This is a genomic window from Synergistota bacterium (genome assembly GCA_021159885.1).
Lineage (GTDB): Bacteria > Synergistota > GBS-1 > GBS-1 > GBS-1 > AUK310.
Window position 1 is genome coordinate 37,675 of record JAGHDO010000067.1, and the last position, 21,580, is coordinate 59,254.

The 21,580-nt window shown below is 43.9% G+C and carries 21 protein-coding genes; 6 read left to right on the plus strand and 15 right to left on the minus strand.

Annotation, left to right across the window (positions count from 1 at the left end):
• The 15 genes from J7M13_06430 to J7M13_06500 all read right to left on the minus strand — a co-directional run bounded on the left by J7M13_06430 (position 1) and on the right by J7M13_06500 (position 15,552).
• A complete protein-coding gene (locus J7M13_06430; GenBank protein MCD6363617.1) occupies positions 1–834 on the minus strand; it encodes a transketolase in 834 nt (277 codons plus the stop codon).
• On the minus strand, positions 831–1,850 hold the full coding sequence (locus J7M13_06435) for a polysaccharide pyruvyl transferase family protein (GenBank protein ID MCD6363618.1): 1,020 nt from the start codon (positions 1,848–1,850) through the stop codon (positions 831–833). Before J7M13_06435 ends, J7M13_06430 begins: the two co-directional genes overlap by 4 nt.
• The gene (locus J7M13_06440; protein ID MCD6363619.1) at positions 1,847–3,781 is read right to left on the minus strand and encodes a hypothetical protein; all 1,935 of its coding nucleotides are present in this window, start codon (positions 3,779–3,781) and stop codon (positions 1,847–1,849) included. The genes J7M13_06435 and J7M13_06440 overlap by 4 nt, the downstream gene beginning before the upstream one ends.
• Positions 3,778–4,395, minus strand: coding sequence for a septum formation protein Maf (maf, locus tag J7M13_06445; protein MCD6363620.1), 618 nt, complete (start codon positions 4,393–4,395; stop codon positions 3,778–3,780). The genes J7M13_06440 and maf overlap by 4 nt, the downstream gene beginning before the upstream one ends.
• A complete protein-coding gene (locus J7M13_06450; GenBank protein ID MCD6363621.1) occupies positions 4,392–5,168 on the minus strand; it encodes an undecaprenyl-diphosphate phosphatase in 777 nt (258 codons plus the stop codon). Before J7M13_06450 ends, maf begins: the two co-directional genes overlap by 4 nt.
• On the minus strand, positions 5,165–6,811 hold the full coding sequence (locus J7M13_06455; GenBank protein MCD6363622.1) for a ribonuclease J: 1,647 nt from the start codon (positions 6,809–6,811) through the stop codon (positions 5,165–5,167). The genes J7M13_06450 and J7M13_06455 overlap by 4 nt, the downstream gene beginning before the upstream one ends.
• Complete coding sequence (gene dut, locus J7M13_06460; protein MCD6363623.1) at positions 6,808–7,254, minus strand: dUTP diphosphatase; 447 nt, start codon at positions 7,252–7,254, stop codon at positions 6,808–6,810. The genes J7M13_06455 and dut overlap by 4 nt, the downstream gene beginning before the upstream one ends.
• A 3-nt stretch (positions 7,255–7,257) precedes the next feature.
• Complete coding sequence (locus tag J7M13_06465) at positions 7,258–9,387, minus strand: polyribonucleotide nucleotidyltransferase (GenBank protein ID MCD6363624.1); 2,130 nt, start codon at positions 9,385–9,387, stop codon at positions 7,258–7,260.
• Between the two features lie 7 nt (positions 9,388–9,394).
• Positions 9,395–9,664, minus strand: coding sequence for a 30S ribosomal protein S15 (rpsO, locus tag J7M13_06470; GenBank protein ID MCD6363625.1), 270 nt, complete (start codon positions 9,662–9,664; stop codon positions 9,395–9,397).
• Positions 9,665–9,750: 86 nt separating this feature from the next.
• The gene (locus tag J7M13_06475; GenBank protein MCD6363626.1) at positions 9,751–11,211 is read right to left on the minus strand and encodes a PAS domain-containing sensor histidine kinase; all 1,461 of its coding nucleotides are present in this window, start codon (positions 11,209–11,211) and stop codon (positions 9,751–9,753) included.
• A gap of 91 nt (positions 11,212–11,302) precedes the next feature.
• The gene (locus tag J7M13_06480) at positions 11,303–11,971 is read right to left on the minus strand and encodes a FadR family transcriptional regulator (GenBank protein MCD6363627.1); all 669 of its coding nucleotides are present in this window, start codon (positions 11,969–11,971) and stop codon (positions 11,303–11,305) included.
• Positions 11,971–12,792, minus strand: a complete 822-nt coding sequence (locus J7M13_06485; GenBank protein ID MCD6363628.1) for a hypothetical protein — start codon at positions 12,790–12,792, stop codon at positions 11,971–11,973. The genes J7M13_06480 and J7M13_06485 overlap by 1 nt, the downstream gene beginning before the upstream one ends.
• 14 nt (positions 12,793–12,806) lie before the next feature.
• A complete protein-coding gene (locus J7M13_06490; GenBank protein ID MCD6363629.1) occupies positions 12,807–14,093 on the minus strand; it encodes a TRAP transporter large permease in 1,287 nt (428 codons plus the stop codon).
• Positions 14,090–14,560, minus strand: coding sequence for a TRAP transporter small permease (locus J7M13_06495; protein MCD6363630.1), 471 nt, complete (start codon positions 14,558–14,560; stop codon positions 14,090–14,092). The genes J7M13_06490 and J7M13_06495 overlap by 4 nt, the downstream gene beginning before the upstream one ends.
• Complete coding sequence (locus J7M13_06500; protein ID MCD6363631.1) at positions 14,557–15,552, minus strand: DctP family TRAP transporter solute-binding subunit; 996 nt, start codon at positions 15,550–15,552, stop codon at positions 14,557–14,559. Before J7M13_06500 ends, J7M13_06495 begins: the two co-directional genes overlap by 4 nt.
• Positions 15,553–15,782: 230 nt before the next feature.
• Between J7M13_06500 and J7M13_06505 the strand changes: the two genes are divergently transcribed.
• From J7M13_06505 to J7M13_06530, 6 genes are all read left to right on the plus strand, one after another.
• Complete coding sequence (locus J7M13_06505; GenBank protein MCD6363632.1) at positions 15,783–16,046, plus strand: hypothetical protein; 264 nt, start codon at positions 15,783–15,785, stop codon at positions 16,044–16,046.
• Between the two features lie 4 nt (positions 16,047–16,050).
• Entirely contained in the window at positions 16,051–17,514 is a 1,464-nt protein-coding gene (locus J7M13_06510; GenBank protein MCD6363633.1) for a sodium:solute symporter family protein, read from the plus strand.
• Positions 17,515–17,529: 15 nt separating this feature from the next.
• Positions 17,530–18,264 carry an MBL fold metallo-hydrolase gene (locus tag J7M13_06515; protein ID MCD6363634.1) on the plus strand — a complete coding sequence of 245 codons (735 nt, stop codon included), beginning with the start codon at positions 17,530–17,532 and terminating at the stop codon, positions 18,262–18,264.
• Between the two features lie 74 nt (positions 18,265–18,338).
• Positions 18,339–19,826, plus strand: a complete 1,488-nt coding sequence (locus J7M13_06520; protein ID MCD6363635.1) for an NAD(P)/FAD-dependent oxidoreductase — start codon at positions 18,339–18,341, stop codon at positions 19,824–19,826.
• A complete protein-coding gene (locus J7M13_06525) occupies positions 19,819–21,054 on the plus strand; it encodes an FAD-dependent oxidoreductase (protein MCD6363636.1) in 1,236 nt (411 codons plus the stop codon). The genes J7M13_06520 and J7M13_06525 overlap by 8 nt, the downstream gene beginning before the upstream one ends.
• Positions 21,051–21,425: a DUF1667 domain-containing protein gene (locus tag J7M13_06530; protein ID MCD6363637.1), complete on the plus strand. Its 375-nt coding sequence runs from the start codon at positions 21,051–21,053 to the stop codon at positions 21,423–21,425. Before J7M13_06525 ends, J7M13_06530 begins: the two co-directional genes overlap by 4 nt.
• Positions 21,426–21,580: the final 155 nt, after the last annotated feature.

A 21,580-nucleotide genomic window follows, 5' to 3' on the forward strand; every position in this document is an offset into this window, starting at 1 on the left:
CTATTCCTCCCCAAGCTCTCTAAGCGCAATTTCAACTTCCTCAGGTTTAGGCGCTTTTCCATGAAATGCTACATTATTCTCCATAAAAGATACCCCTTTCCCCTTAACGGTGTGGGCTATAATGATTGAGGGAGCCCCTCTAATTTCCTCGACCCTATCGAAAGCCTCGAGTATTTGGTAAAAATCATGCCCATCTACCTCAAAAACCTCCCACCCAAAAGCTCTCCACTTGGAAGCTATGGGATAGGGAGACATAACCTCATGAACCGAACCATCTATCTGCAACCCGTTATAGTCAAGTATCGCGGTGAAATTATCAAGATGATAATGAGCAGAGGACATTGCAACTTCCCAAACCATTCCTTCCTCTATTTCCCCATCGCCCAGCAGAACGAAAACCCTGTAATCTTTCCTATCAAGCTTCCCAGCTATTGCCATACCTTGAGCTATACCAAAGCCTATTCCCAAGGAACCCGTGGAAGCCTCAACGCCGGGAGTGTCAAGCCTTGAAGGATGTCCCTGGAGGCGAGATCCCACCTTTCTAAGGGTCCAGAGCTCCTCCCGGGGGAAGTACCCACAAAGCGACAAAATGGAATATAGTGCGGGAGCCGCGTGCCCTTTCGATAGAACAAACCTATCCCTCTCAGGCCAATAAGGATCCTTAGGATTATGCCTCATTCTCGCAAAATAAAGGGAAACGAGAATTTCAACCGCAGACAACGAGCCTCCAGGATGTCCCGACCCCGCAATGCCCGTCATCTTAACCACATCGCGTCTAACCTCTTTTGCTATATCCCTGAGCTTCTCTATAAGTTCGACAGACGGCTTTCTCATTCTCTTGTGCTTCCCCCTTCCAAGAGAAGATTCCAACATTCCTTAAAAACCACTCTCACCTTCTCTCTCAGGAGCTCTACTTTCTCCCTAAGCTCGTTTGATATCTCATTCCATTTTACCATGAGATCATTCGTATATCTATAGAGAAAGTCCACCCCCTTAAGATCGATACATGGCATACCAAGAGGTATACATAAGTTTTTAACCTTTGGATCATAACCTATGCCTATAAATGGAGTAGAAGTTATAGCGGAGATCACAAGCGAGTGAAGCCTCATTCCAATGACCACCTCAAACGAGGAAATGAGCTCACAAGCCTCAAGCCAGTTGTCGAGCATCACAAACGGCAAATTATATCTCCGGGAGAGCCTTAAACCCACCTCTCTTTCAACGGAGGGCTGAAATGAAACCAAGGTCAAGGGATGACCAAGCTTTAAAGCCTCCTGAATGATTTCCTCTAAATTCCATTTCCACTGCCTAAAGACAAAGCATATTCCCTTTCTTTCCTGATGAGCGTGAGAAAACTCAAGAGAAAAGGCAGGATCTGGTGTAAAGCAGAGCTTCTCCTTCGGAACGATGCTCTTCATCCCGCTATCCCTCAAGGTTATAAGAGAAGCCCTCTCCAGAGCGAGCTTAAGAAGAGCCATGTTTATCTTCCTTTTTATGGGACCTAAGCTCTGACCATAAACCCAGATCTTCGCTCCTTTAATCCAAGCGAGAAAAAGATGAGTGGCATAGAACGCTGGAGTAAAGGGACCTGTTATATCCTGAAACAACCCGCCTGGACCACTTATCAATAGATCATTCTTACGTATGGTCTTAAAGATAGCTAAAAGGTCTCCCCTCCGCATGGAGGGGAGACCGTGTTCCTCATACGTCTTTTGAGGAGAAGCCGATAAGACAATCAGATCCTCCCTTCCAACACCCACAAGTAAAAGCAGTTTCTTAAGAGCATCGAGAAGCATTTCATCCCCGAGATTCCCGAAGCCGTAATAACCTGATATAAAAACTCTCATTCTCCTCTTAATATCTCCCAAGCCCGTGGAATAAAATAGAGGAAGAAGAGCACAACCACGCTGAGAAACCAACCAAGAATGAAACCGTTAAGCGTCCTTAAAAGCGAGAACAGAACCGGCGTATGAATATGACAGAACGTATTTATAACTGAAACAGGTGCCATAGCTCCGAACATAAAAACGAGCGGTCTATACCTCCAAAGAAATCCTCTATAGCTGAGGAATATGAAGAGAGCAATTGCGGGATAACCTATCAGGAATTCTTTAAATCTCGGACGTGCATAAAGCAGACTCTCAAGAAAGCTTCTTGCTTCCCTCTCGACCAAAGCTGGCCTAAGCAACGGGAAATTTCCGCTTCTTAGAAGATATACTCCCAAAACGGCAATTAGAACCAAGAAAACGAGAAACTCCTCCTTGAGCAAAGGTTCCTTGAGGAAATCCCTTAGCTTCCTTCCTTCACTATAGAAAGCCAATAGCCCTGAAATTAAAAGCGGTAAGAGATACGCCAGCTTAACCCCCTTAAACTGAAGAAGCTTGGTCATGAAAAGCGGCTCACCCAGTACTCCTCCAATGTAAACGGCAGCGGATAGCGACGCCAAGAGTGGATAAAAGCTCAATTCGGTGAATCCCTTTACATAGGATCCAACCCTGTGCTCTAAGGAAACTTTTTTCATTCTCTTAAGAAGTAAGGACATCCCCCATACCGGGAAAACTATTGAAACCATAAAAGCGAGACATATATTTCCAAAAATAAGAGTTCTTTCAAGATAAAAGTTAACATAAATTAGCGTTATAAGAGCCAGAAACACGAGCTTGTAGTGATCGCTTAAGGGTCTCCACAGATCTATAAGGATAACCGTCAGTGAGGCTACCCCGAGTAGAATAACCAGCAGTACCGGTATTGGAATCCACCAGAATGGTAGCGGCTTCGGCACACCAAGCTTGAAACCAATACCCTTTACATCAGCTATAACGGTTGAAACGTACCGAATGTTTTCTCTTATAAGATCGCCAGGCCGATTAAGGAAAAATCTTAAATAAAGGACTCTCATACTTCTTTCCTTTACAGCTCTTAAATATCTTGAAACAGCCTTACCCTCCGTATAAGTAAGCATTTCATTAGGATCTATACTATGAACGAGGAGCAGGCGAGGAAATACCTTAAGAGCAAGGCTTTCCTTCCCAGACTGCTTGGCAAATTCAACGACCCCCATGAGATAGCCTCTTTTTTTCATCTCCTCTGCCACATCATCTATAAAGAGAGGATACCCGAGAACCTCTTCCCCCTCGAATATAACTATTTTCTCGCTTCCGAGTTTATCCATCTGATCAAATATATATCTTATATAAGCACGATTGACTTCTCTAAAATTCTTTATCCGAAGAAAAATCTTAAATCCCGCTCCCTTAAGAAGATCGATCTCCTCCCGCGAGAATCCCAGCGGGATCTCAAGCAAAGTTTCGAGATCCTTTTTAACCTCTATAAGTATGTGATTTCCATAAAGCTTAAGCGATACCCTCTTTCTGCCAAGAGCAGAGCAAAGAGCGGAGGCTACTTCCTTAGCCAGCTTCCCATCTTTGAAAACCGCATAGGTAAAAGATGGATTAAACTCCCCCTTTAGCCAAGCGTAATTAACTCCCTCGTATCCCGGAAATATGATAGCCTTGCCTTCCCTTTCCAGCGTTTCAAGCGTGAAAGCATACACGGAAACAGCGTTAGCCCCACTTTTCCTAAAGTCATTTATAACTTTCCTGAGAGGAACCCCTTCTATCAGCGAAACCGTTTTAAGTTCCTCCATATCGAGAGAAGCGGAAAAGACCCTATTTCCGATTTCCGCAGACACTCTAAGATAAAGCAAATAAAAGCTTGCAGCAAGTCCTGCTAAAAAAAGAGCCATCAAGACTTTACGCGAAATCCTGTATCTCTTCACGCGCCTCCACCCCCAAAAGCAAGAATATCCACTCCAAACTTAAGCAAGGTTCTTCTTAAAAGGCCCAAGGGCAAGCCAACAACGTTAAAATAGCATCCCTCTATCCGCTCTACAAAAAGAGAAGCCCTCCCCTGAATAGCATAAGCTCCTGCCTTACCACTCCACTCACCGCTTCTAAGATAAAGCTCTATCTCCTCACGTGAAAGGGGAGAAAAGCTGACAAGCGTTATTTCACAAGCACTTTCCTTATTCAAAGAGGGAAGCTCAACAACCCCTAAGCCGGTTAAAACTCTGTGCGTTTTCCCTTGAAGAAGCTCAAGCATGTAAAAGGCATCTTCCCACGAAGCAGGTTTTCCGAGAAGTTCTCCATCAAGTTCAACCAACGTATCAGCCCCTATAACCAAGGCTCTTTCGTTTTTACCGAGAAAGGGGAGAAACTTCTCAGCCACGCTTTCCGCCTTAAGAAGCGCGAGCTTAATAGCGAGATTCTCCGGACTTTCTCCCAAATCAAACTTTTCCTCCACATCTGAAGGAGGAATCACATCAAAACGCAACCCTATCATCCTTAAGAGATCCTGTCTTCTCGGAGATGACGAAGCGAGAATTAACCTCATCTTATTAAAAGAAGTATCACCCCGAGAAACAAGCAATAAAGAGAAAACCAATGAATCTTTCTCTGCACAAGAGTCCTAAGAAGGATCTCTATAGCAAGCAAGCTAAAGATAAAAGAGCTTAAAAAGCCAATGAGAAGGGGCTTCGAAAAAAACACAAATCTACCAGAGGTTAGAAATGCATCTTTAAGCTCAAGCAGAAAAGCCCCCCCTATGGTTGGAATAGCGAGAAGAAACGAGAATCTAATAGCACTATCCCTATCTAAACCAAGATAGGAACCAGCGAAAATAGTTATACCAGATCTGGATATCCCAGGTAGAACGCCTATTCCCTGCGCTATTCCTATAAAAACCCCATCTCTTAAACCCACGCTTCTTAAATCCCTTAAGCCTCCAAGATATCTCATCGAGAAGAGGAAAAAGGCAGTTATGAGGTACATTACACCTATCTCCCTCATCCCAAGAAGCTCAATCCTCTTTTCAAGAGTAATTCCTATTATGCCCGTGGGAATGAGAGCAAAAACTATCACCCACGAAAGCCTTCCATAGTATCCCCCCTCAAAGAAAAACCCCTTTAAGAGACTCAAAACGGTTCTTCTAAAAACGATAAAGAGCGCAAGCAGGCTCGCTGCATGAAGAGAAACGTTGAAAAAGAGAATATCTTCTCCTATCCCCCAAAGTTTTTCAAGAATAACGAGATGCCCAGAGCTACTTATAGGAAGAAACTCCGTTAATCCTTGCACTGCTCCAAGAATGAAACCTTCAAGTGCAGTCATCTTCCGGGTACTCTTATGAGCATCGGAATTATAACGGGGTATCTTCCCGTTCTCTCAAAGAAAAGAGACCTCAACGCCTCGACTACCTTTCCCTCAAGAGTTGAATCGCTCATACCTTGAAGTGTGCTAACAAGCTTGGAAACCCTATCCTTAGCCTCATCCATCAAGCCATCCCACTCCCTCTCATATATAAAGCCCTGTGATTCTATCCTCGGCTCACACAAGAGCCCCTCTTCCCCCATAACTATCGAGACGGCAACTATGCCATCCCGAGATAACCTCTTTCTTTCTCTCAAAACCTCATTCCCCACATCCCCAATGCCAAGACCATCTATGAGGATCGCTCCCGTTTGAATCCTACCTCTTATTTTTGCCCCCTCACTTGAAAGCTCAAGCACATCGCCATTTCTCAGGATAAATATATCATCTCTGGGAAGCCCGACATCCTGAGCAAGCTGAGCATGCCTAACGAGGTGCCTATACTCACCATGAATTGGAACGAAATACTTAGGGCGCGTGAAGTTAAGCATCAGCTTGAGCTCCTCCCTGCTCGCATGCCCTGAAACGTGGACCTGCCTGTAAGGCTCATAAAGCACTTCCGCCCCTCTTTGAAAGAGCTGATTTACCGTTCTTGCCACTAACCTCTCATTACCCGGGATAGGAAGCGCAGAAATAATCACCACATCGTCCGAGGTTATCTTAACGTATTTGTGCTCCCCGGAAGCCATGAGACTCAAGCCTGAGAGAGGTTCTCCCTGACTTCCCGTAGTTATCACAACGACCTCATGGGGAAAACACATCTCTACTTCTTCCGGCGTAATCAGCATATCTTCTGAAAAATTGAGATAGCCAAGGCTTTTGGCAAGCTCCACGAGTTTCAGCATACTTTTTCCCACTATGGCAACCTTCCTACCATGCCTTGAGGCTGCTTCCATAACCTGCTGAATCCTATGAATATTCGAAGAAAACGTTGCGACGATTATCCTTCTCTCTCTCTCGCGCATAAACAGCTCATCAAAGGCTATCCCAACCTCCCTCTCAGAAGGCGTATAACCCTCATGTTCGGCATTAGTGCTATCGGAAAGAAGCAGAAGAACCCCCTCATCGCCGAGCTCTGCAAATCTTCTGTAATCGGTTATCCTCCCATCGACAGGAGTCTGATCAAGCTTAAAATCCCCCGTATGAAGAATAAGACCAACAGGGGTTTTTATCGCTAAACCAACCCCATCGGCTATGCTATGACATACCCTCAAGAACTCAACCTCAAAAGGTCCCAATGTAAACCTCTCCTTCGCCCTTATGATTCTCTTTTTAAAATCAAAACCCTCTTTAAGCTTGCTCTCTACTACCGCGAGAGTTAATGGAGTCCCGTACACGGGGACATCCAGATCCTTAAGCACATAAGGAAGTGCCCCTACATGGTCCTCATGCCCATGAGTCAGAACTATTCCAAGGACCTTATCTCTATTTTCAAGAAGATAGCTTATATCGGGGATAACCAGATCTACGCCTGGCATGTCTTCATCTGGAAAAGCCAAGCCCGCATCTATAACCATTATGCTATCTTCATACTGAAGAAACATCATATTCTTACCGATTTCGCCCAATCCCCCAAGGGGCACAAGCAAAAGCTTTCCAGTCATCTTAAACCAGTGTGTCCGAATCCCCCCTCTCCCCGTTGAGTCTCATCAAGAAGATCCACCTCCTTAACCTCAGCGTGCTCTACCTTCACTATAACCATTTGAGCTATCCTATCACCCTTTCTTATCCAAAAAGCTTTCCTACCATGATTTATCAGAATGACCTTTATTACTCCCCGGTAATCCGAATCTACTGTACCCGGCGCGTTTAAAACCGTTACCCCATATTTCAAGGCGAGACCGCTTCTCGGCCTAATTTGAACCTCGTAGCCAGAAGGCAAGGATATTCTCAAACCCGTTGAAACAGCTCTCCACTCACCGGGAGGAATTACCACATCCTCCCCTGCCCTAAGATCCAAACCCGAGGAACCTTCCGTAATATAAGAAGGGAGAGGGATATCTTCCCCCTCCCTTTTAATCCTGAGAACTACTCTATTCTCTCTCATGCATCAGATCCTCCTGTATCCACCCTGCCTCTTAAAAGGGGGCTTTTTAGTTTTGGACGATTCAAGGACCTTTCTACGGCTTAAGCTTATTCTTCCAAGGCTATCTACACCTATAACCATCACCTCTATCTCATCCCCAACCTTAACCACATCTTCAACGCTCCTTATCTTCCTATCAGAAAGCTCAGATATATGAACCAGACCTATCTTACCAGGCCATATCTCAACGAAAGCACCGAACTTCGTAACTCTTGTAACCTTACCCTTAAATACATCTCCCTCTTTAACCTCACGAGCTATATTCTTTATCATCTCAAGAGCTTTAAGCCCACTTTCCTCAGTCGGAGAGGATATGTAAACCTTTCCATCCTCTTCTATATCTATCTTGGCACCCGTTTTTCTTATTATATCCCTTATTATCTTCCCACCCGGACCTATAACCTCGTGAATCTTATCCGGGTTTATCTCCGCAACCATTATCCTTGGAGCATAAGGCGAAAGCGATGGTCGAGGTTCGGAAATGGCCTCTCTCATCTTACCGAGGATATAAAGCCTTCCCTCACGCGCCTGCTCAAGAGCCGCCTCAAGCGTATCAAAGGATATCCCCTTCACCTTAAGATCCATCTGAAGGGCGGTTATTCCCTTCTCCGTACCAGCGACCTTAAAGTCCATATCCCCGTGATGATCCTCAAGTCCAAGGATATCACTTAAAACCACTATTTTATCTCCCTCCTTTATCAATCCCATGGCTATTCCAGCAACGGGCGACCTTATAGGAACACCTGCATCCATAAGAGAGAGAGTCCCACCACATACGGTCGCCATTGATGTTGAACCATTTGACGAAAGGATCTCCGAAACTACCCGTATGGTATAGGGAAAGTCATCTTCCGATGGTATAACCGCCTTAAGAGCACGCTCGGCTAATGCTCCATGCCCTATTTCTCTTCTTCCAGGGCCCCTCATGGGCCTAACCTCTCTAACGCTATAAGGTGGGAAATTATAGTGAAGCATAAATCTTTTGGCTTCCTCCTCGCCAAGACCATCTATTATCTGTTCGTCTCCTACTACACCGATCGTAGTTATAACGAGAGCCTGCGTCTCACCTCTCGTGAAAAGGGCAGATCCATGCGTCCTCGGAAGCACCCCCACCTCGCAGGTTATGGGTCTTATATCCTTCCAACCTCTACCGTCAGCCCTTACTCCCTCCTCAACTATCATTCTTCTCACGGTTTCATGAAGCAACGCCTCAAACTCTTCCTTCATCTGAAACTCATACCCAAGGAATTCCTCTCCAAGCTCGGTATATATCTCCTTTTCTATCTTCTTGAGAGCAGCATTCCTCTCTATCTTAGTTCTAATGTTTAAGGCTTCTCTAATAGCCTGAGTCCAGCGTTCCCTTATTATGCGAGAGAGCTCTTCATTCTTCTCGGGAGGCTCAAGCCTTATCTTCTCCTTACCAAGTCTTTCGATAAGTCTTTCCTGTATCTCTATGATCTTCCTGATATGTTCATGTGCAAACGCCATCGCCTCCACCATGACCTTCTCAGGTATCTCCCGTGCCCCAGATTCAACCATGACTATAGCATCCTTAGTCCCAGCTACCACAAGATCAAGCTCACTGGTTTCAAGCTCCGGCTCGGTCGGGTTAACTATAAACTCCCCGTCTATATAGCCAACCCTTACAGCAGCAACGGGACCATCAAAGGGAATCTCAGATATACTCAAAGCAAGAGAAGCACCGTTTATGGCAAGTATTTCCGGCTGATTAAGCTGATCGTATGACAAAACCGTAACGACAACATGTACATCATTTCTGAATCCCCTTGGAAAGAGAGGCCTTATGGAACGGTCGACCAAACGAGCACTCAGGATGGCGTTCTCACTGGGTCTCCCCTCACGCTTGAAAAACCCCCCAGGAATCTTCCCGGCAGCATAGAAACGCTCCTCGTAATCAACAAGGAGCGGAAGAAAGTCTATACCTTCTCTAACCTCCTCAGATATCACAGCGGTAACGAGAACTACCGTACCACCATATCTAACGAGGGTAGCTCCATGAGCCTGCCGGGCAACTCTACCAACCTCAAAGGAGAGCTCTCGCCCCCCTACATCTCCCTCTACTATCTCCACCATCTTGAAACTACCTCCTGAGGCCAAGACGCCTTATAAGCTCAAAATACCTCCGCGGATCCTTGTCCTTCAGATAGGCAAGAAGCCTACGCCTCTTACCAACCATCTTAAAAAGACCCCTTCTTGAGTGAAAATCCTTAGGATGCTGTTTTAGGTGCTCTGTTAAATGCCTGATTCTCGCCGTCAACAAGGCCACCTGAACCTCGGGTGAACCAGTATCGCTTTCGTGAATCCTATACTCCTTTATTATGCTCTCCTTTTCCTCCTTGCTTAAAGACATAGTAACCCCCTCCTTCAAATTTTAATCGCCCCCAACCAAGCCCATCGTCGGGGAGAACGGTAAACTTAGATGAGGGCTAATGAAAATTATATCACACTCTTCTCCTTCTTGAAGGGAAGACGAAGATAGAATATCGCGCCTTCCTTAGAATCCCCAAGCCAAATATCTCCTCCCATAAGAAGCGCCATGCTTTTGGATATATAAAGCCCTAAGCCCGTCCCCTCATGCGAGGAAGAAAGACGACTAAATGGCATAAATATCTCTTCTCTCTTGTCCTCCGGAATCCCTGGTCCCGTATCCTTCACATGTATCAGAACCCTAACGCTATTTCCCTCATCTAAAATCTCATCGATTGCAAGCTCTACAAATCCGCTTTCGGTAAACTTAGCGGAGTTGCTAAGCAGATTTAACACAATCTGCTTCAGCTTATATGAATCGCCCACCAAGCGATAGGGCAATTTCCTAACCTTTACTCGAAGCTCTACTCCCTCCCTCAAGCGAGGAGAAATAAGCACCGCAACTTCCTCAAGCGCCTCCTTAAGATCAAACGGGGTTTCTATAAGCTCCATTTTTCCACTCTGAAGGCTAAAAGAGCTCAAGAGATTATCAAGAAGCTCTGTTAGATGCTGAGCACCGGAAAAGGCCTTATCAACCAAATCTCTCTGAAACTCATCGAGCTCAGTATCCCTAAGAACGCTTAAAAAACCGATGATAGAAGAGGAAAGAGACCTAATATCATGTCCAATAGTTCTAAGAAGCCCCCTGTAGTGTTCGAAAAGAGCGCTCCCCTGCGAAGCTTCATAATCTCCCACCTTAATGAGCATACCCTCTCTGCCGATAAGCTTCCCATCTTTATCATAAATGCCTTTAACAAGAGATGTTACCCAGAAAAACTCACCATCAGCCCTCCTGAGAAGTAGTCTATCCATTCTCAATTTTCCTTCTCTTGAAAGAATCTTAACTATCTCTCCAGTAATCTTCTTAGCAAAATCCCTATCAGCGTAAAAGTCACGTACATCTTTACCTATCATGTCCTTAGCAGAACACCCAAAAAGTTCCCGTGCTCCAAACTCGTTTATAAAAACAAGTTTACTTTCCCCCTCTATCTCGAATATAGCGGTTGGGAGCCCTCTAAAAACCCTCATATAGATCTCTTCTTCCTTAGAAAGCTTAAAAATCGCTCCCGATAGAAATCTCCGCTGATGCTCATCGCGAAGGACTTTACCTCTTAAAATTCCGCAAAAATCGCTTCCTTTTTTAGATGAGAAGATACATGCGAAATCAAAAAGATCCCCCTCCGCCTCTGCTATATCAAGGAGCTTTCCGTAGAAGGCCTTTCTTTCCTCAATATCTTTTTCCTTCCAAAAGAATTCCCATATATACCTTTTCCCTGCTATCTCCCGCGGAGAATCGAAACCGAGGAGGTAAGCTCCTGAATCATTTATAAAGAGGATTAAACCAATCTCATCAAGCTTCAAAAGCCCAATCCCTAAGATCTCAATTAACTCCGCCTCTGGGGAGGTATCCATATCGCTCACGGAGGACAAAAAGCAATTTCACTCCTTCCACTATCGATCTTCTTCCTTTTCAGAACTTATTTTAATATCCTTTCAGATAATTTTCAAGTAAGCTGATGTTCTAAATACCATATAACTTTTCTATTATCTTCCTTATATTCCTTACATGTTCAAGATCTGCCTTATAAGCCTCCTCCTCATCCCTACGGGCTATAGCCTCATAAATTCTTTTATGCTCCTTAAAGGATTTTTCCTTTCTACCGGGAACTTTAAGGGTGCTTTCCCTTAAGCCCTTTATTATGTTAAGATAATCCATCGTTATATTTATAAGCAGAAAGTTATGCGTTGCCTTAGCAACCTCGAGGTGAAAATCCTGATCATACTTTATAAGCTCACTCATCCTTATATCCTTCTTACCCTCCACTCTCTCTATGACCCTTCTTATACGTTCAACATCTTCCTGAGTAGCGCTTCTTGCAGCATACCTCGTTATGGATGGCTCAAGAAGCTCTCGCGCAACTATGGTTTCATAAAAAATCTTAGGGCTATCCTTATCCATATACGGAATAGATCTCACAAACCGTCCCCTACCAAGCACGGTTTCAACCAATCCCATTGACTCAAGAAGCCTGAAAGCTTCCCTCAAGGAAGCCCTGCTAACGCCGAACCTCCTTAAAAGCTCTTCCTCGGAAGGAAGCCTTTCACCAGGCTTAAGCCTGCCTTCCAGTATCCAGCTCTTTATCTCCTCTGCAACCTCTTCATAAACCCTTCTCGTTCTGAACGCACTCATTAGAGCAGTAACTCCCTCGGATTCATCTTTAACATTATGTCTATTTCACTCTCCATTATACCAGCTTTCATCAATTCCCTTACATAGCTTCCTAATCCAGAAATTGGGTCAGGGTTATAAACCTGACCGAGATCGGAAGATATAATCGTGCTTTGGACTCCCACAAATTTTATAGCGCATGCTATATCCCTCACAGGAACCCCATTCTTACCGGAAATCGTTGCAACATAGAAGCACCTTTCAAAATAAACACCTCTTTTGGAAAGCTCCTTTTGAATATCAAGGGGCACTCTCGTTATCCAAAACTCAGGATGAGTAACCAATATCTTTTGAACCCCTCTTCTTAAAGCCTCCTCTATTAAAATTAAAATCTCTCTGAGCGAAAGATGACCCGTTCCCAAAATAGCGGCGCCTTTAGAAATCATATCCAAAATGTCATAAACCTCATCTTTCAATCTACCATCTTCTCGTAATATAGTTATGCCTTCATAAGAAGGTTTACCCTCCTTTTCAAGGTGATTAACCGCATCAACGGTAGGCATCCACACCTCTTTAGCCCCAAGTTTCAAAGCAACCTCAACCGCTTCGGGGTTTAAGCCACCAACACTGTTATTCAAAACGATTCCACCATAAACTTTTGTCTTCCGCACGAGCTTCTGAACTATAATTGCCCTCGATACAGTAGGTTCGAAGTGATTCTTCAAAAGCACACCTGCCATACCAGCCTTTTCCGCAGCTCTAACAAGCTCCAAATCAGAAAGTTTTCTCGGAACAATATCTGGAGATGTGTGAACGTGCATATCTATAGCACCTTCAAGCAAGAAAAGTCACCCCCCTACCTCATGAGAAGTTTTGGGAAAAAGAGCGGTATAGATGGAATATAGGAAAGGAGAAAAAGCCCTATTATAGAAGCGATAAGAAAGGGAACAACGGCCTTGCTCGTTCTCTCAAGATTCAAGCCTGAAAGCGGAGCAGCAACATAAAGATTATAGCCCAGCGGAGGAGTCATATACCCTATAACGAGATTAACGACAACTATACAGCCAAAATGTATAGGATCTATTCCAAGCTTCATAGCGGCGGGAAGAAGCACTGGAACAAGAATAATCTGAGCTGCAACGGTATCCATAACCGCACCAACCAAGAGAAGAAGCACATTAACAAGTATCAAAAATAGAACCCTGCTACCTTGGCAGAGATTGAGCATGAACTGAGAAACAGCTACTGGAACTCGAGCGCTTGCCATTATCCATCCGAAGATTGCAGCATTTGCTATTATGAACATGATTATGGCAGAGAGCTTTGCGGTAGATATAAGACATTCCATGAGCTTACCTAAGGTAAGCTCCTTTGTTATACAAAAACCAACTATCATGCAGTATATACAGCCTATAGCTCCTGCCTCTGACGGAGTGAAAACCCCTCCATAAATCCCACCCAGTATTATTAAAGGAGCCCCAAGAGCAAACTTCGCATTCCAGAGAGCCCTCAGAACCTCAATGCCCGAGGGAACCCTGCCAAATTTTGGGACATTTTCCCTCTTGGCTTTTATAAACGATGTTATTATTAAAAGCCCTCCTAAAAGCAAACCCGCTCCAACACCGGTTAAAAACAGCTTAGTTATAGAAACCTGAGCTATAACTCCGAAAACTATCATCGGGATACTGGGAGGTATAATTGGTCCAAGTGCTCCAGCAGAAGCCGCTATACCCGCAGCGAAGTCTATGCTATACCCTCTTCTTTTCATCTCCGGTATCATAATAGAACCTATAGCCGCGACGGTAGCGGGACCTGACCCCGAAACCGCTGCGAAAAACATTGAGGCAACAACAGTAACCATAGCAAGCCCTCCAACTATGAAGCCAACCAACTTGGAAGCAAGCTCTATAAGAGCGTCAGAAATTCTGCTTTTTTCCATTATTGCTCCAACAAGGATAAAAAAGGGGATAGCAAGAAGAGCAAATTTATCCGTCCCAGCCACTAAAAACTGAGGGAAAACCATTAAGGCTTTTCCCATCATAATCAAGGCAACTATACTGGAGATACCTATGGAAAAGGCTATAGGAAGCCCCAAAGCAATTAGAAGGGCAAGGGTAACCAAGAGGACTATTCCAACGTTCATTTCTCATCACCTACTAAGGTAGCAAATATCTTAAGCGAGGCATAAAATATAAGAAGGACCCCCGCCACGGGAATTGAGGAATACTCCCAAACCAGACTTATCCCCGCAGCGGGAGACTTCTCAAAACCAAACAAAGACATTATTTTAACACCCTGAGTTATCATCAAGTAGCCATAAACGAGCACTATAATCTGTAGAGAAATCCTTATGAGCTTACGAAGCCGCACTGGAAATAGATTTAACACAACGGTAACTGCAGCGTGAGAATCTGCCTTAGCGCACAAGACCGCACCTATCATCGTAGCCCAAACGAATATAAAGCCACAGACTTCCTCAGGCCAAGAAAGAGCATTTCCAACAACGTACCTAAAGAAGACCTCTATTCCTATGAGAATCACGAGAGCTCCTATAAGGAGCCCTCCCGCTATTTCCAAAGCTTTATATATCCAAGCGCTTATTTTCCTCACTTCGACTCCTTCTCAACAGCTTTTAGGACCGCATTGAGAACATCTTTGCCTATTTTGCCCTCGAACTCCTTATAAAGTGGTCTTACCGCTTTCTGGAACGGCTTTTTGTCGGGAACCTCATTTATCTTCATACCCTTACCCGCAAGCTTCTTAAGAAGATCCCCCTCTATTTCACTCAAGCGCGCCCTCTCATATCTGGCAGCCTCAAGCGCAGCCTTTTGAAAGACTTTCTTTTCCTCAGGAGAAAGCGTATTCCACACCATCCCAGAAACCATAAAGATAAGCGGAGAGTAGGTATGCCCAGTTAAAGAGAGATACTTAGTAACCTCATAAAACTTATTAGCCCATATCACCGAAATCGGTATCTCAAGGCCATCAACAACGCCTTGCTGGACCGCCGTAAACGCTTCTCCCCATGGAATTGGCACGGCGTTCGCGCCAAGCGCGCGGAACAACCCTATATAGATAGGAGTCTTCATGACTCTGAACTTTAACCCCTTGAGATCCTTAGGCGAGTATATAGGACGAACGTTATTTATCATGTGCCTGAAGCCTCCCTCAGCAAAAGCCAATCCCTTAATATGAATCTTATCGAGCTTGCTTAAGAGCATCCTACCCGTGGAACCATCTAAAACCTTGTGAGCTATCTCGGCACTCGGGAATATAAACGGAAGATCAAGCACCATAAATGTGGAAACGAAAGCTCCAACGGGAGCGTTGGTGATTAAACCCATGTCTTGCGTACCCATCCTTATGCCTTCTATCATCTGCCTCTCATTCCCAAGCTGCCCGCTCGGGAAAAGCTGAACCTTAATTTTCCCTCCCGTATATTTTTCAACGAGCTCAGCGAACTTAGTAGCAGCTATACAATAGGGATCAGTTTTAACCGCCGCCGTAACGTATCCAAGCTGAATCGTGCGAGCAAAGGCCATTAGCGGAAAAGCAAGAAAACATAACATCACTACCACTGCTATCAGCTTCCGTCCGTCCATCTTTCTCACCTCCGCAAAATATAGGATATTAGGTATCCTAAGTATACCCGGTAGACAATGTAGTGTCAATAGGTTTGCCAAGTATACATCCTCCCCTTACTTTACTTCGTTTTTTCAGCTATATAAAAGCGGATTCACGATATTGACAAATAAAGACCAGAAGTATATACTCTTTATAGATAGTAAACTAGGTATACTCAGCTCAATAATAAACAAAGGGAGTGAGGGAGATGGCAGAGAATAGGAAAAATATGAAAAAGTCAGTTATAGGAATCCTCGTACTATGGTTCATCCTCTTCTCTTTGCAAGGGGCAGGGGTAATAGGAAATTCCATAACTCCATATGTTGGGCCTTTCCCCTTTTCAATCTTCTTTATGCTATGCATGGGAGTATGGGGAGTAGTAAATGCAATAATCGTGGTAAAAGTGTTTTCCCCTCCTTTCTACAAAAAAGCTTTTAAGCTGCTTGAAGAACTTGAAAAGAAAGGAGGGTAAAAAAATGTCCTCTATTGGATGGCTTATAGCGGTAGTTGGATCCTACATGGCCGTAGTTTTAGCAATAGGATTTATAGGTTATAAACGTACCAAAGCAACAGCGGAAGACTACTACTTAGGAAGCAGAGGCCTTGGTACCATTGTCTTATCCGGGACTTTAATAGCAACGTATGCGAGCCTATGGACTTTCTTAGGTGCTGTTGGAGGAAACTATAGAGCAGGATTATCGTTTGTTTCCATGATGCTCTTATGGAATTTAACATGGCCTTTAATGGTATGGTTTATAGGGACCAAAGTTTGGCTCCTTGGGAAAAAGTATGGCTACATAACATATTCAGAGCTTATAAATGATTATTATGAATCGAAATGGCTGGGCATAATAGCATCTATAATGGGAATCTTAGCTTTATTACCTTACATATCGGTTCAGCTTATGGGTGGGGGCATTGCCATAGAAACATTCACAAACGGAGCCATTTCATTTTCGACAGGGGTAACTATCACTTTCGTCTTCATGGTTCTTGTAATAGCAATGGCAGGCGTGAGATCCGTGGTATGGACAGACACATTTCAAGGAATCTTTTTCCTATCCGTTATGCTTGGAATAGCTTTATATGCAATGCATTTAGGAGGAGGATTTGAAGGCGTTTTTAGAAAGGTATCGCAGAATAATCCTGCTCTTCTCAAGCCAGGAAAAATAAAATTCGGCATGTGGATCGGCTTCGTTCTAACATGGGGGTTCGCAGTTCTTCTCCCCCATATGTTTCAAAGGCTAATGATGGCTAAAGATCCAAGAACAATAAGCAAGGTTACCATAGCCTCTTCCATATTAAGCGGGTGGGTGCAAACCATTCCTGTTTTTCTTCTCGGCATTGCATGTACTATCTTAATCCCAGGCATAAAAGGCAAGGCAACCGACTCTATAACCATATTATTCTCAGCAAAATATCTGCCTCCATACATAGCAGCATTAGTAGTAGGAGGAGCTTTTGCTGCTGGAACTTCAACGCTCAATAGCCAGCTTCTTACAACGTCCTCATTAGTGCTAAGAGATCTCATTCAGAATCCCAGCCGTAAAAAGCTCTCTCCCACAAAAGAAACTTTCTATGGAAGAGCTATAGTCTTAGTTCTTGGATTAACAGTGCTTTTCATTGCTTTACTTAGACCAGGCTTGATCGTACCTATATCAACCGCAGGAACAGCCATATGCATATCTGGATACATGTATCCTTTATTAGGGGTTCTATTCTGGCCCCGTGCTGGCAAAATTTCAGCTTACGCAAGCATGATAACTTCCGGAACAACATCTATACTAACATGGTTAGCCTGGCCTTTCCCTCTTGGAATATATAACGTACTTTGGGGATTAATGGTTGGAGGAATTGCTTTCGTGGTAACCACGCTTTTATCTCCTCCTCCACCCAAGCAGAGGATAAACAGATTTCATGAACTTATAAAATATGTTTAACTCGATAACCTAATCATGATTTACAAAATAATTCTTCGCGGAGTACCGATCAATTCTAATCGAGGAGCATTAGGATGGTGTACAGTATCACTGTTAAAATGCAAAAAGAGTTGTATTTTAATTGACACAGGTTCCTACAGCGATAGAAAGCTGCTTCTTTCAAGCTTAGAGAAAGCAGGCATTTTACCAGAAGATATAGAAATCATTTTCCTTACACACCTTCATTTTGATCATTGTATAAATATAGAAATTTTTGAGAAAGCCAAAATTATGTTACTTGAAAAAGAGCTTATTTATGCATTATCTGGGGAATTTAAAAAGCACGATGATCCATTTATCCCACTGACATTCATAGAGTACCAGTATAAAAAGAACAGATTCCAACTTGTAAAAGAAAACGAAGAAATAGAAGAAGGAGTGAAAGTTATAGCGCTGCCGGGACACACGCCTGGCAGCGCTGGCATTATAGCAAAAGATAAAGATGATAAAAACATCATTTTCACAGGCGACGCTCTTAAAAATGCGTGGGACTTAGTTCATAAGACTCCTCCGCCTTCTTTCTATGATCCAAAAAGTTCTATTAGGAACTATGAAATCATTACCAAACTAGCAGATATAATAGTTCCTGGACATGATAGACCCTTCATAATAGAGAACAGAAGAATAAAATATATAAGTAATCCTCTCAGAATAGAAATGACAACATATAGTACCCCTTACTCCCTCCCCCAAAAACATCTACTGATATAGTTTTCAATTTGCCCCGCGCCTCTTGACAATCCTAATATACTCAGTATACTAACTCTGAGCGGGGTATTACTATAATCGCGCCGGGAGGTGAAAACGTGTTTGATATAGGAATAGTCGGGGGAGGAGTTATAGGATCCGCAATAGCATATGAACTGTCAAGATATAATCTGAAAATTGCTGTTTTTGAGAAAGAACCAGATGTGTGCTTTGGAACAAGCGGAAGGAATAGCGGAGTTCTTCACGCGGGATTTTACTATCAGCCTGGTTCACTAAAGGCAAGGCTCTGCGTGGAGGGAAACAAAATCATGAGGGAATGGATCAGGCTCCTTAAGGTGCCCTTTAAAGCAACGGGAAAAGTGCTCGTTGCCTTCGATGAGGAAGAGGTTGAGGAGCTTCATAAGCTTAAGGAGCGTGGTGAAGCTAACGGAGTTGAGGGATTAGAGATAATAAGAGAGAATGAAAATGTCGAAAAAATATGCCCTGGTGTCAAAGGAGCAATAGCCTGTATGTACTCTCCAGCAACCGCGATATTCTCCCCCTATCTTCTCACCATAGCGCTTGCGGAAACCGCACACTACAACGGCGTAAAATACTTCCTTAACTGTGAAATAAGGAAGGTTGAAAAGGAAAACGGCATTTTCAAGCTCAAAGACGAAAACGGAAACAAATACGAGTGTAAATGGCTCATAAATGCAACGGGCGTTCACTCTGCTGACTTTTCCAAAATGGTTGGAATAAACGACTATAGGATATACCCATGCAGGGGAGAATACCTACTCCTTGATAAAATCTTAGCTCCTCTTCTTAAGATGCCGATCTATCCCGTTCCTGCAAAGAAGGTAGGCGGGCACCTGGGAGTTCACCTTACACCTACCCCAGAGGGACCTATCCTCGTAGGACCTTCCGCAGAATATATCGAGGATCCAGAAGATTATGAAAGCACTCCTGAAGTCATGAATAAGCTGTATGAAGAGGGATATAAGCTTTGGCCCTACTTCAAAAGAAGCGATGTTATAAGAACATTTTCAGGGATAAGGGCAAAGCCGGTTCCCCCCGGAGATACGCGCTTCTTTGATTTCGTGATAAAGGAGGAAGAATCCATTCCCAGATTTATAAACCTGATAGGAATAGAATCTCCCGGGTTAACCGCAGCGCCTGCAATAGCCAAAATGGTGCGGGGAATAATAGAGAAGAAAGAAAAACTCACTCCCAAGGAGAATTTCGAACCCAGATATCTAAGAGGAGAGCGATTTGAGGAATTGAGCGAGGAAGAAAGGGAGAAAAAGGCAGGCGAGGATCCAGACTGGGGAGAGATCATCTGCAGGTGTGAAAAAATCACCCGAAGGGAGATAATAGAAGCCATAGAAAACCCCTTAGGAGCCAAAACGCTGGCAAGTATAAAGTTTAGGACAAGAGCCATGATGGGAAGATGTCAGGGAGGCTACTGTCTGCCTAAAATAATAGAAATTCTCGAAAAAGAATATGGCTATAAACCGGAGGATTTTCAGCTTCACAAAGAGGGCTCCTGGCTCTTTTCGGGGAGGATGAGAGAAAATGACTGAGAGAGATGTTGTGATAATAGGAGCGGGGCCGGCGGGCTTAGCTTGCGCAACAAAGCTTAAGGAAATAGGCATCAATGATGTCCTTCTGATAGAGAGGGAAAGAAAACTCGGTGGTATTTTGAACCAGTGTATTCATGACGGCTTTGGACTTCATAACTTTAAGGAAACTCTCACGGGACCAGAATACATAGAGCGCTATCTTGAAAAGCTTTACAAACTGGATGTTGAGATACTTTCTGACACGATGGTAGTAAATCTTTTCCCTGACAAGAGCATGATCTTAAGCGGTCCTTGGGGAAGAGAAAAAATAAGGGCAAAAGCAGTGGTCTTGGCCATGGGATGCAGGGAAAGAACGGCCGGAGCCATCTGGCTTGCAGGAACACGTCCTGCTGGAATCTATACAGCTGGAGTTGCCCAAAGGCTTATGAACATAGATAACTACATGGTTGGAAATGAGGTAGTCATTCTTGGCTCTGGAGATGTAGGACTTATAATGGCAAGAAGACTCGTTCTTGAAGGAGCACGAGTCCTTATGGTACTTGAAAAGCTCCCTTACTCGAGTGGACTTCCAAGGAATATCGTACAGTGCCTTGAAGATTACGACATCCCTCTCTACCTGAAAACCACCGTTAAAAAAGTTTACGGAAAGAGAAGGATTGAAGGTGTAGAATACGTAAGGTTAGATGATGAGGGAAAACCAATACCCGGAAGTGAAAAATTTGTGAAGTGCGACACCCTTCTCCTCTCAGTAGGCTTGATACCTGAAAACGAGCTGTCGCGGGAAGCTGGGGTGGCGCTTCACCCTGTAACCGGAGGACCGATCGTAAACGATACCTATCAAACCAACATAGAGGGCATATTTGCAGCGGGAAACGTGCTTCATGTTCACGACCTCGCAGATATGGCATCTATGGAGGGAGAGCTTGTAGCAGAATTTGCCAAGAAGTATCTCGAGGGGAACCTCCCAAAAGTTGACAGTTGGATAGATGTAAAAGCAGGCGCAGGAGTTAGATACGTTCTGCCACACAAAGTTTCGAGAAAGATAGACGTTAACTTTCTCTTTAGAGTTAGCGAACCCTCAAGAAACAGGTATATCATTGTAAGAGATGGAAATAGGATTATAAAGAGAAGACGCGTTATAAACCTTCATCCCGCGGTTATGGAAAACATACGTGTAAAAGCAGATGAAATGAAAGATGCAAGCAGTTTAGAGGTGATGGTAGAATGAAGAAAGAGAGAGAAATGATATGCATACTCTGTCCCAATGGATGCAATCTGCTCGTCCGCTATGAAGAAGGAAATCCGGACAGCATGGAAGTTGAAAATGCTATATGCCCCAAGGGAAAAGAATACGCGAAGAATGAGATCTTTTTCCCGAAGAGAACTATAGCTTCAAGCATACTCGTTGAGGGAGGAGAGCTACCCTTAGTGAGCGTGAAGGTAGATAGACCAATCCCAAAGGATAAAATATTTGATGTCATGAAGGAAATAAAGAAAGCGTGTGTTAAAGCCCCGATTAAGGTGGGAGATATCCTAATAGAAAACGTTGCAGGAACGGGTGCTAACATAGTCGCTACGAAAACCGTGGAGAGAGTCTAATGTTCTTCTCCACGATAGCAATTAGCTGGTTTCTGCTCGAAAACGGATGGGAGTTCTTCAGCGGTGAGAGAAGCGCAGAATATATGATTCTCGTTTCTCTCACCGCTTTAATTTTGATCTGGAGTGGATATGAAGCAACCTTCGGTAGCGAAAGA

Excerpts from the sequence above, each read along its gene's own strand:
- J7M13_06430 (MCD6363617.1), bottom strand. The coding sequence starts at position 834 with ATGAGAAAGCCGTCTGTCGAACTTATAGAGAAGCTCAGGGATATAGCA.
- J7M13_06435 (MCD6363618.1), bottom strand. The coding sequence starts at position 1,850 with ATGAGAGTTTTTATATCAGGTTATTACGGCTTCGGGAATCTCGGGGAT.
- maf (MCD6363620.1), bottom strand. The coding sequence starts at position 4,395 with ATGAGGTTAATTCTCGCTTCGTCATCTCCGAGAAGACAGGATCTCTTA.
- J7M13_06450 (MCD6363621.1), bottom strand. The coding sequence starts at position 5,168 with ATGACTGCACTTGAAGGTTTCATTCTTGGAGCAGTGCAAGGATTAACG.
- J7M13_06455 (MCD6363622.1), bottom strand. The coding sequence starts at position 6,811 with ATGACTGGAAAGCTTTTGCTTGTGCCCCTTGGGGGATTGGGCGAAATC.
- dut (MCD6363623.1), bottom strand. The coding sequence starts at position 7,254 with ATGAGAGAGAATAGAGTAGTTCTCAGGATTAAAAGGGAGGGGGAAGAT.
- J7M13_06465 (MCD6363624.1), bottom strand. The coding sequence starts at position 9,387 with ATGGTGGAGATAGTAGAGGGAGATGTAGGGGGGCGAGAGCTCTCCTTT.
- rpsO (MCD6363625.1), bottom strand. The coding sequence starts at position 9,664 with ATGTCTTTAAGCAAGGAGGAAAAGGAGAGCATAATAAAGGAGTATAGG.
- J7M13_06480 (MCD6363627.1), bottom strand. The coding sequence starts at position 11,971 with ATGAGTGCGTTCAGAACGAGAAGGGTTTATGAAGAGGTTGCAGAGGAG.
- J7M13_06490 (MCD6363629.1), bottom strand. The coding sequence starts at position 14,093 with ATGAACGTTGGAATAGTCCTCTTGGTTACCCTTGCCCTTCTAATTGCT.
- J7M13_06500 (MCD6363631.1), bottom strand. The coding sequence starts at position 15,552 with ATGGACGGACGGAAGCTGATAGCAGTGGTAGTGATGTTATGTTTTCTT.
- J7M13_06505 (MCD6363632.1), top strand. The coding sequence starts at position 15,783 with ATGGCAGAGAATAGGAAAAATATGAAAAAGTCAGTTATAGGAATCCTC.
- J7M13_06510 (MCD6363633.1), top strand. The coding sequence starts at position 16,051 with ATGTCCTCTATTGGATGGCTTATAGCGGTAGTTGGATCCTACATGGCC.
- J7M13_06515 (MCD6363634.1), top strand. The coding sequence starts at position 17,530 with ATGATTTACAAAATAATTCTTCGCGGAGTACCGATCAATTCTAATCGA.
- J7M13_06525 (MCD6363636.1), top strand. The coding sequence starts at position 19,819 with ATGACTGAGAGAGATGTTGTGATAATAGGAGCGGGGCCGGCGGGCTTA.
- J7M13_06530 (MCD6363637.1), top strand. The coding sequence starts at position 21,051 with ATGAAGAAAGAGAGAGAAATGATATGCATACTCTGTCCCAATGGATGC.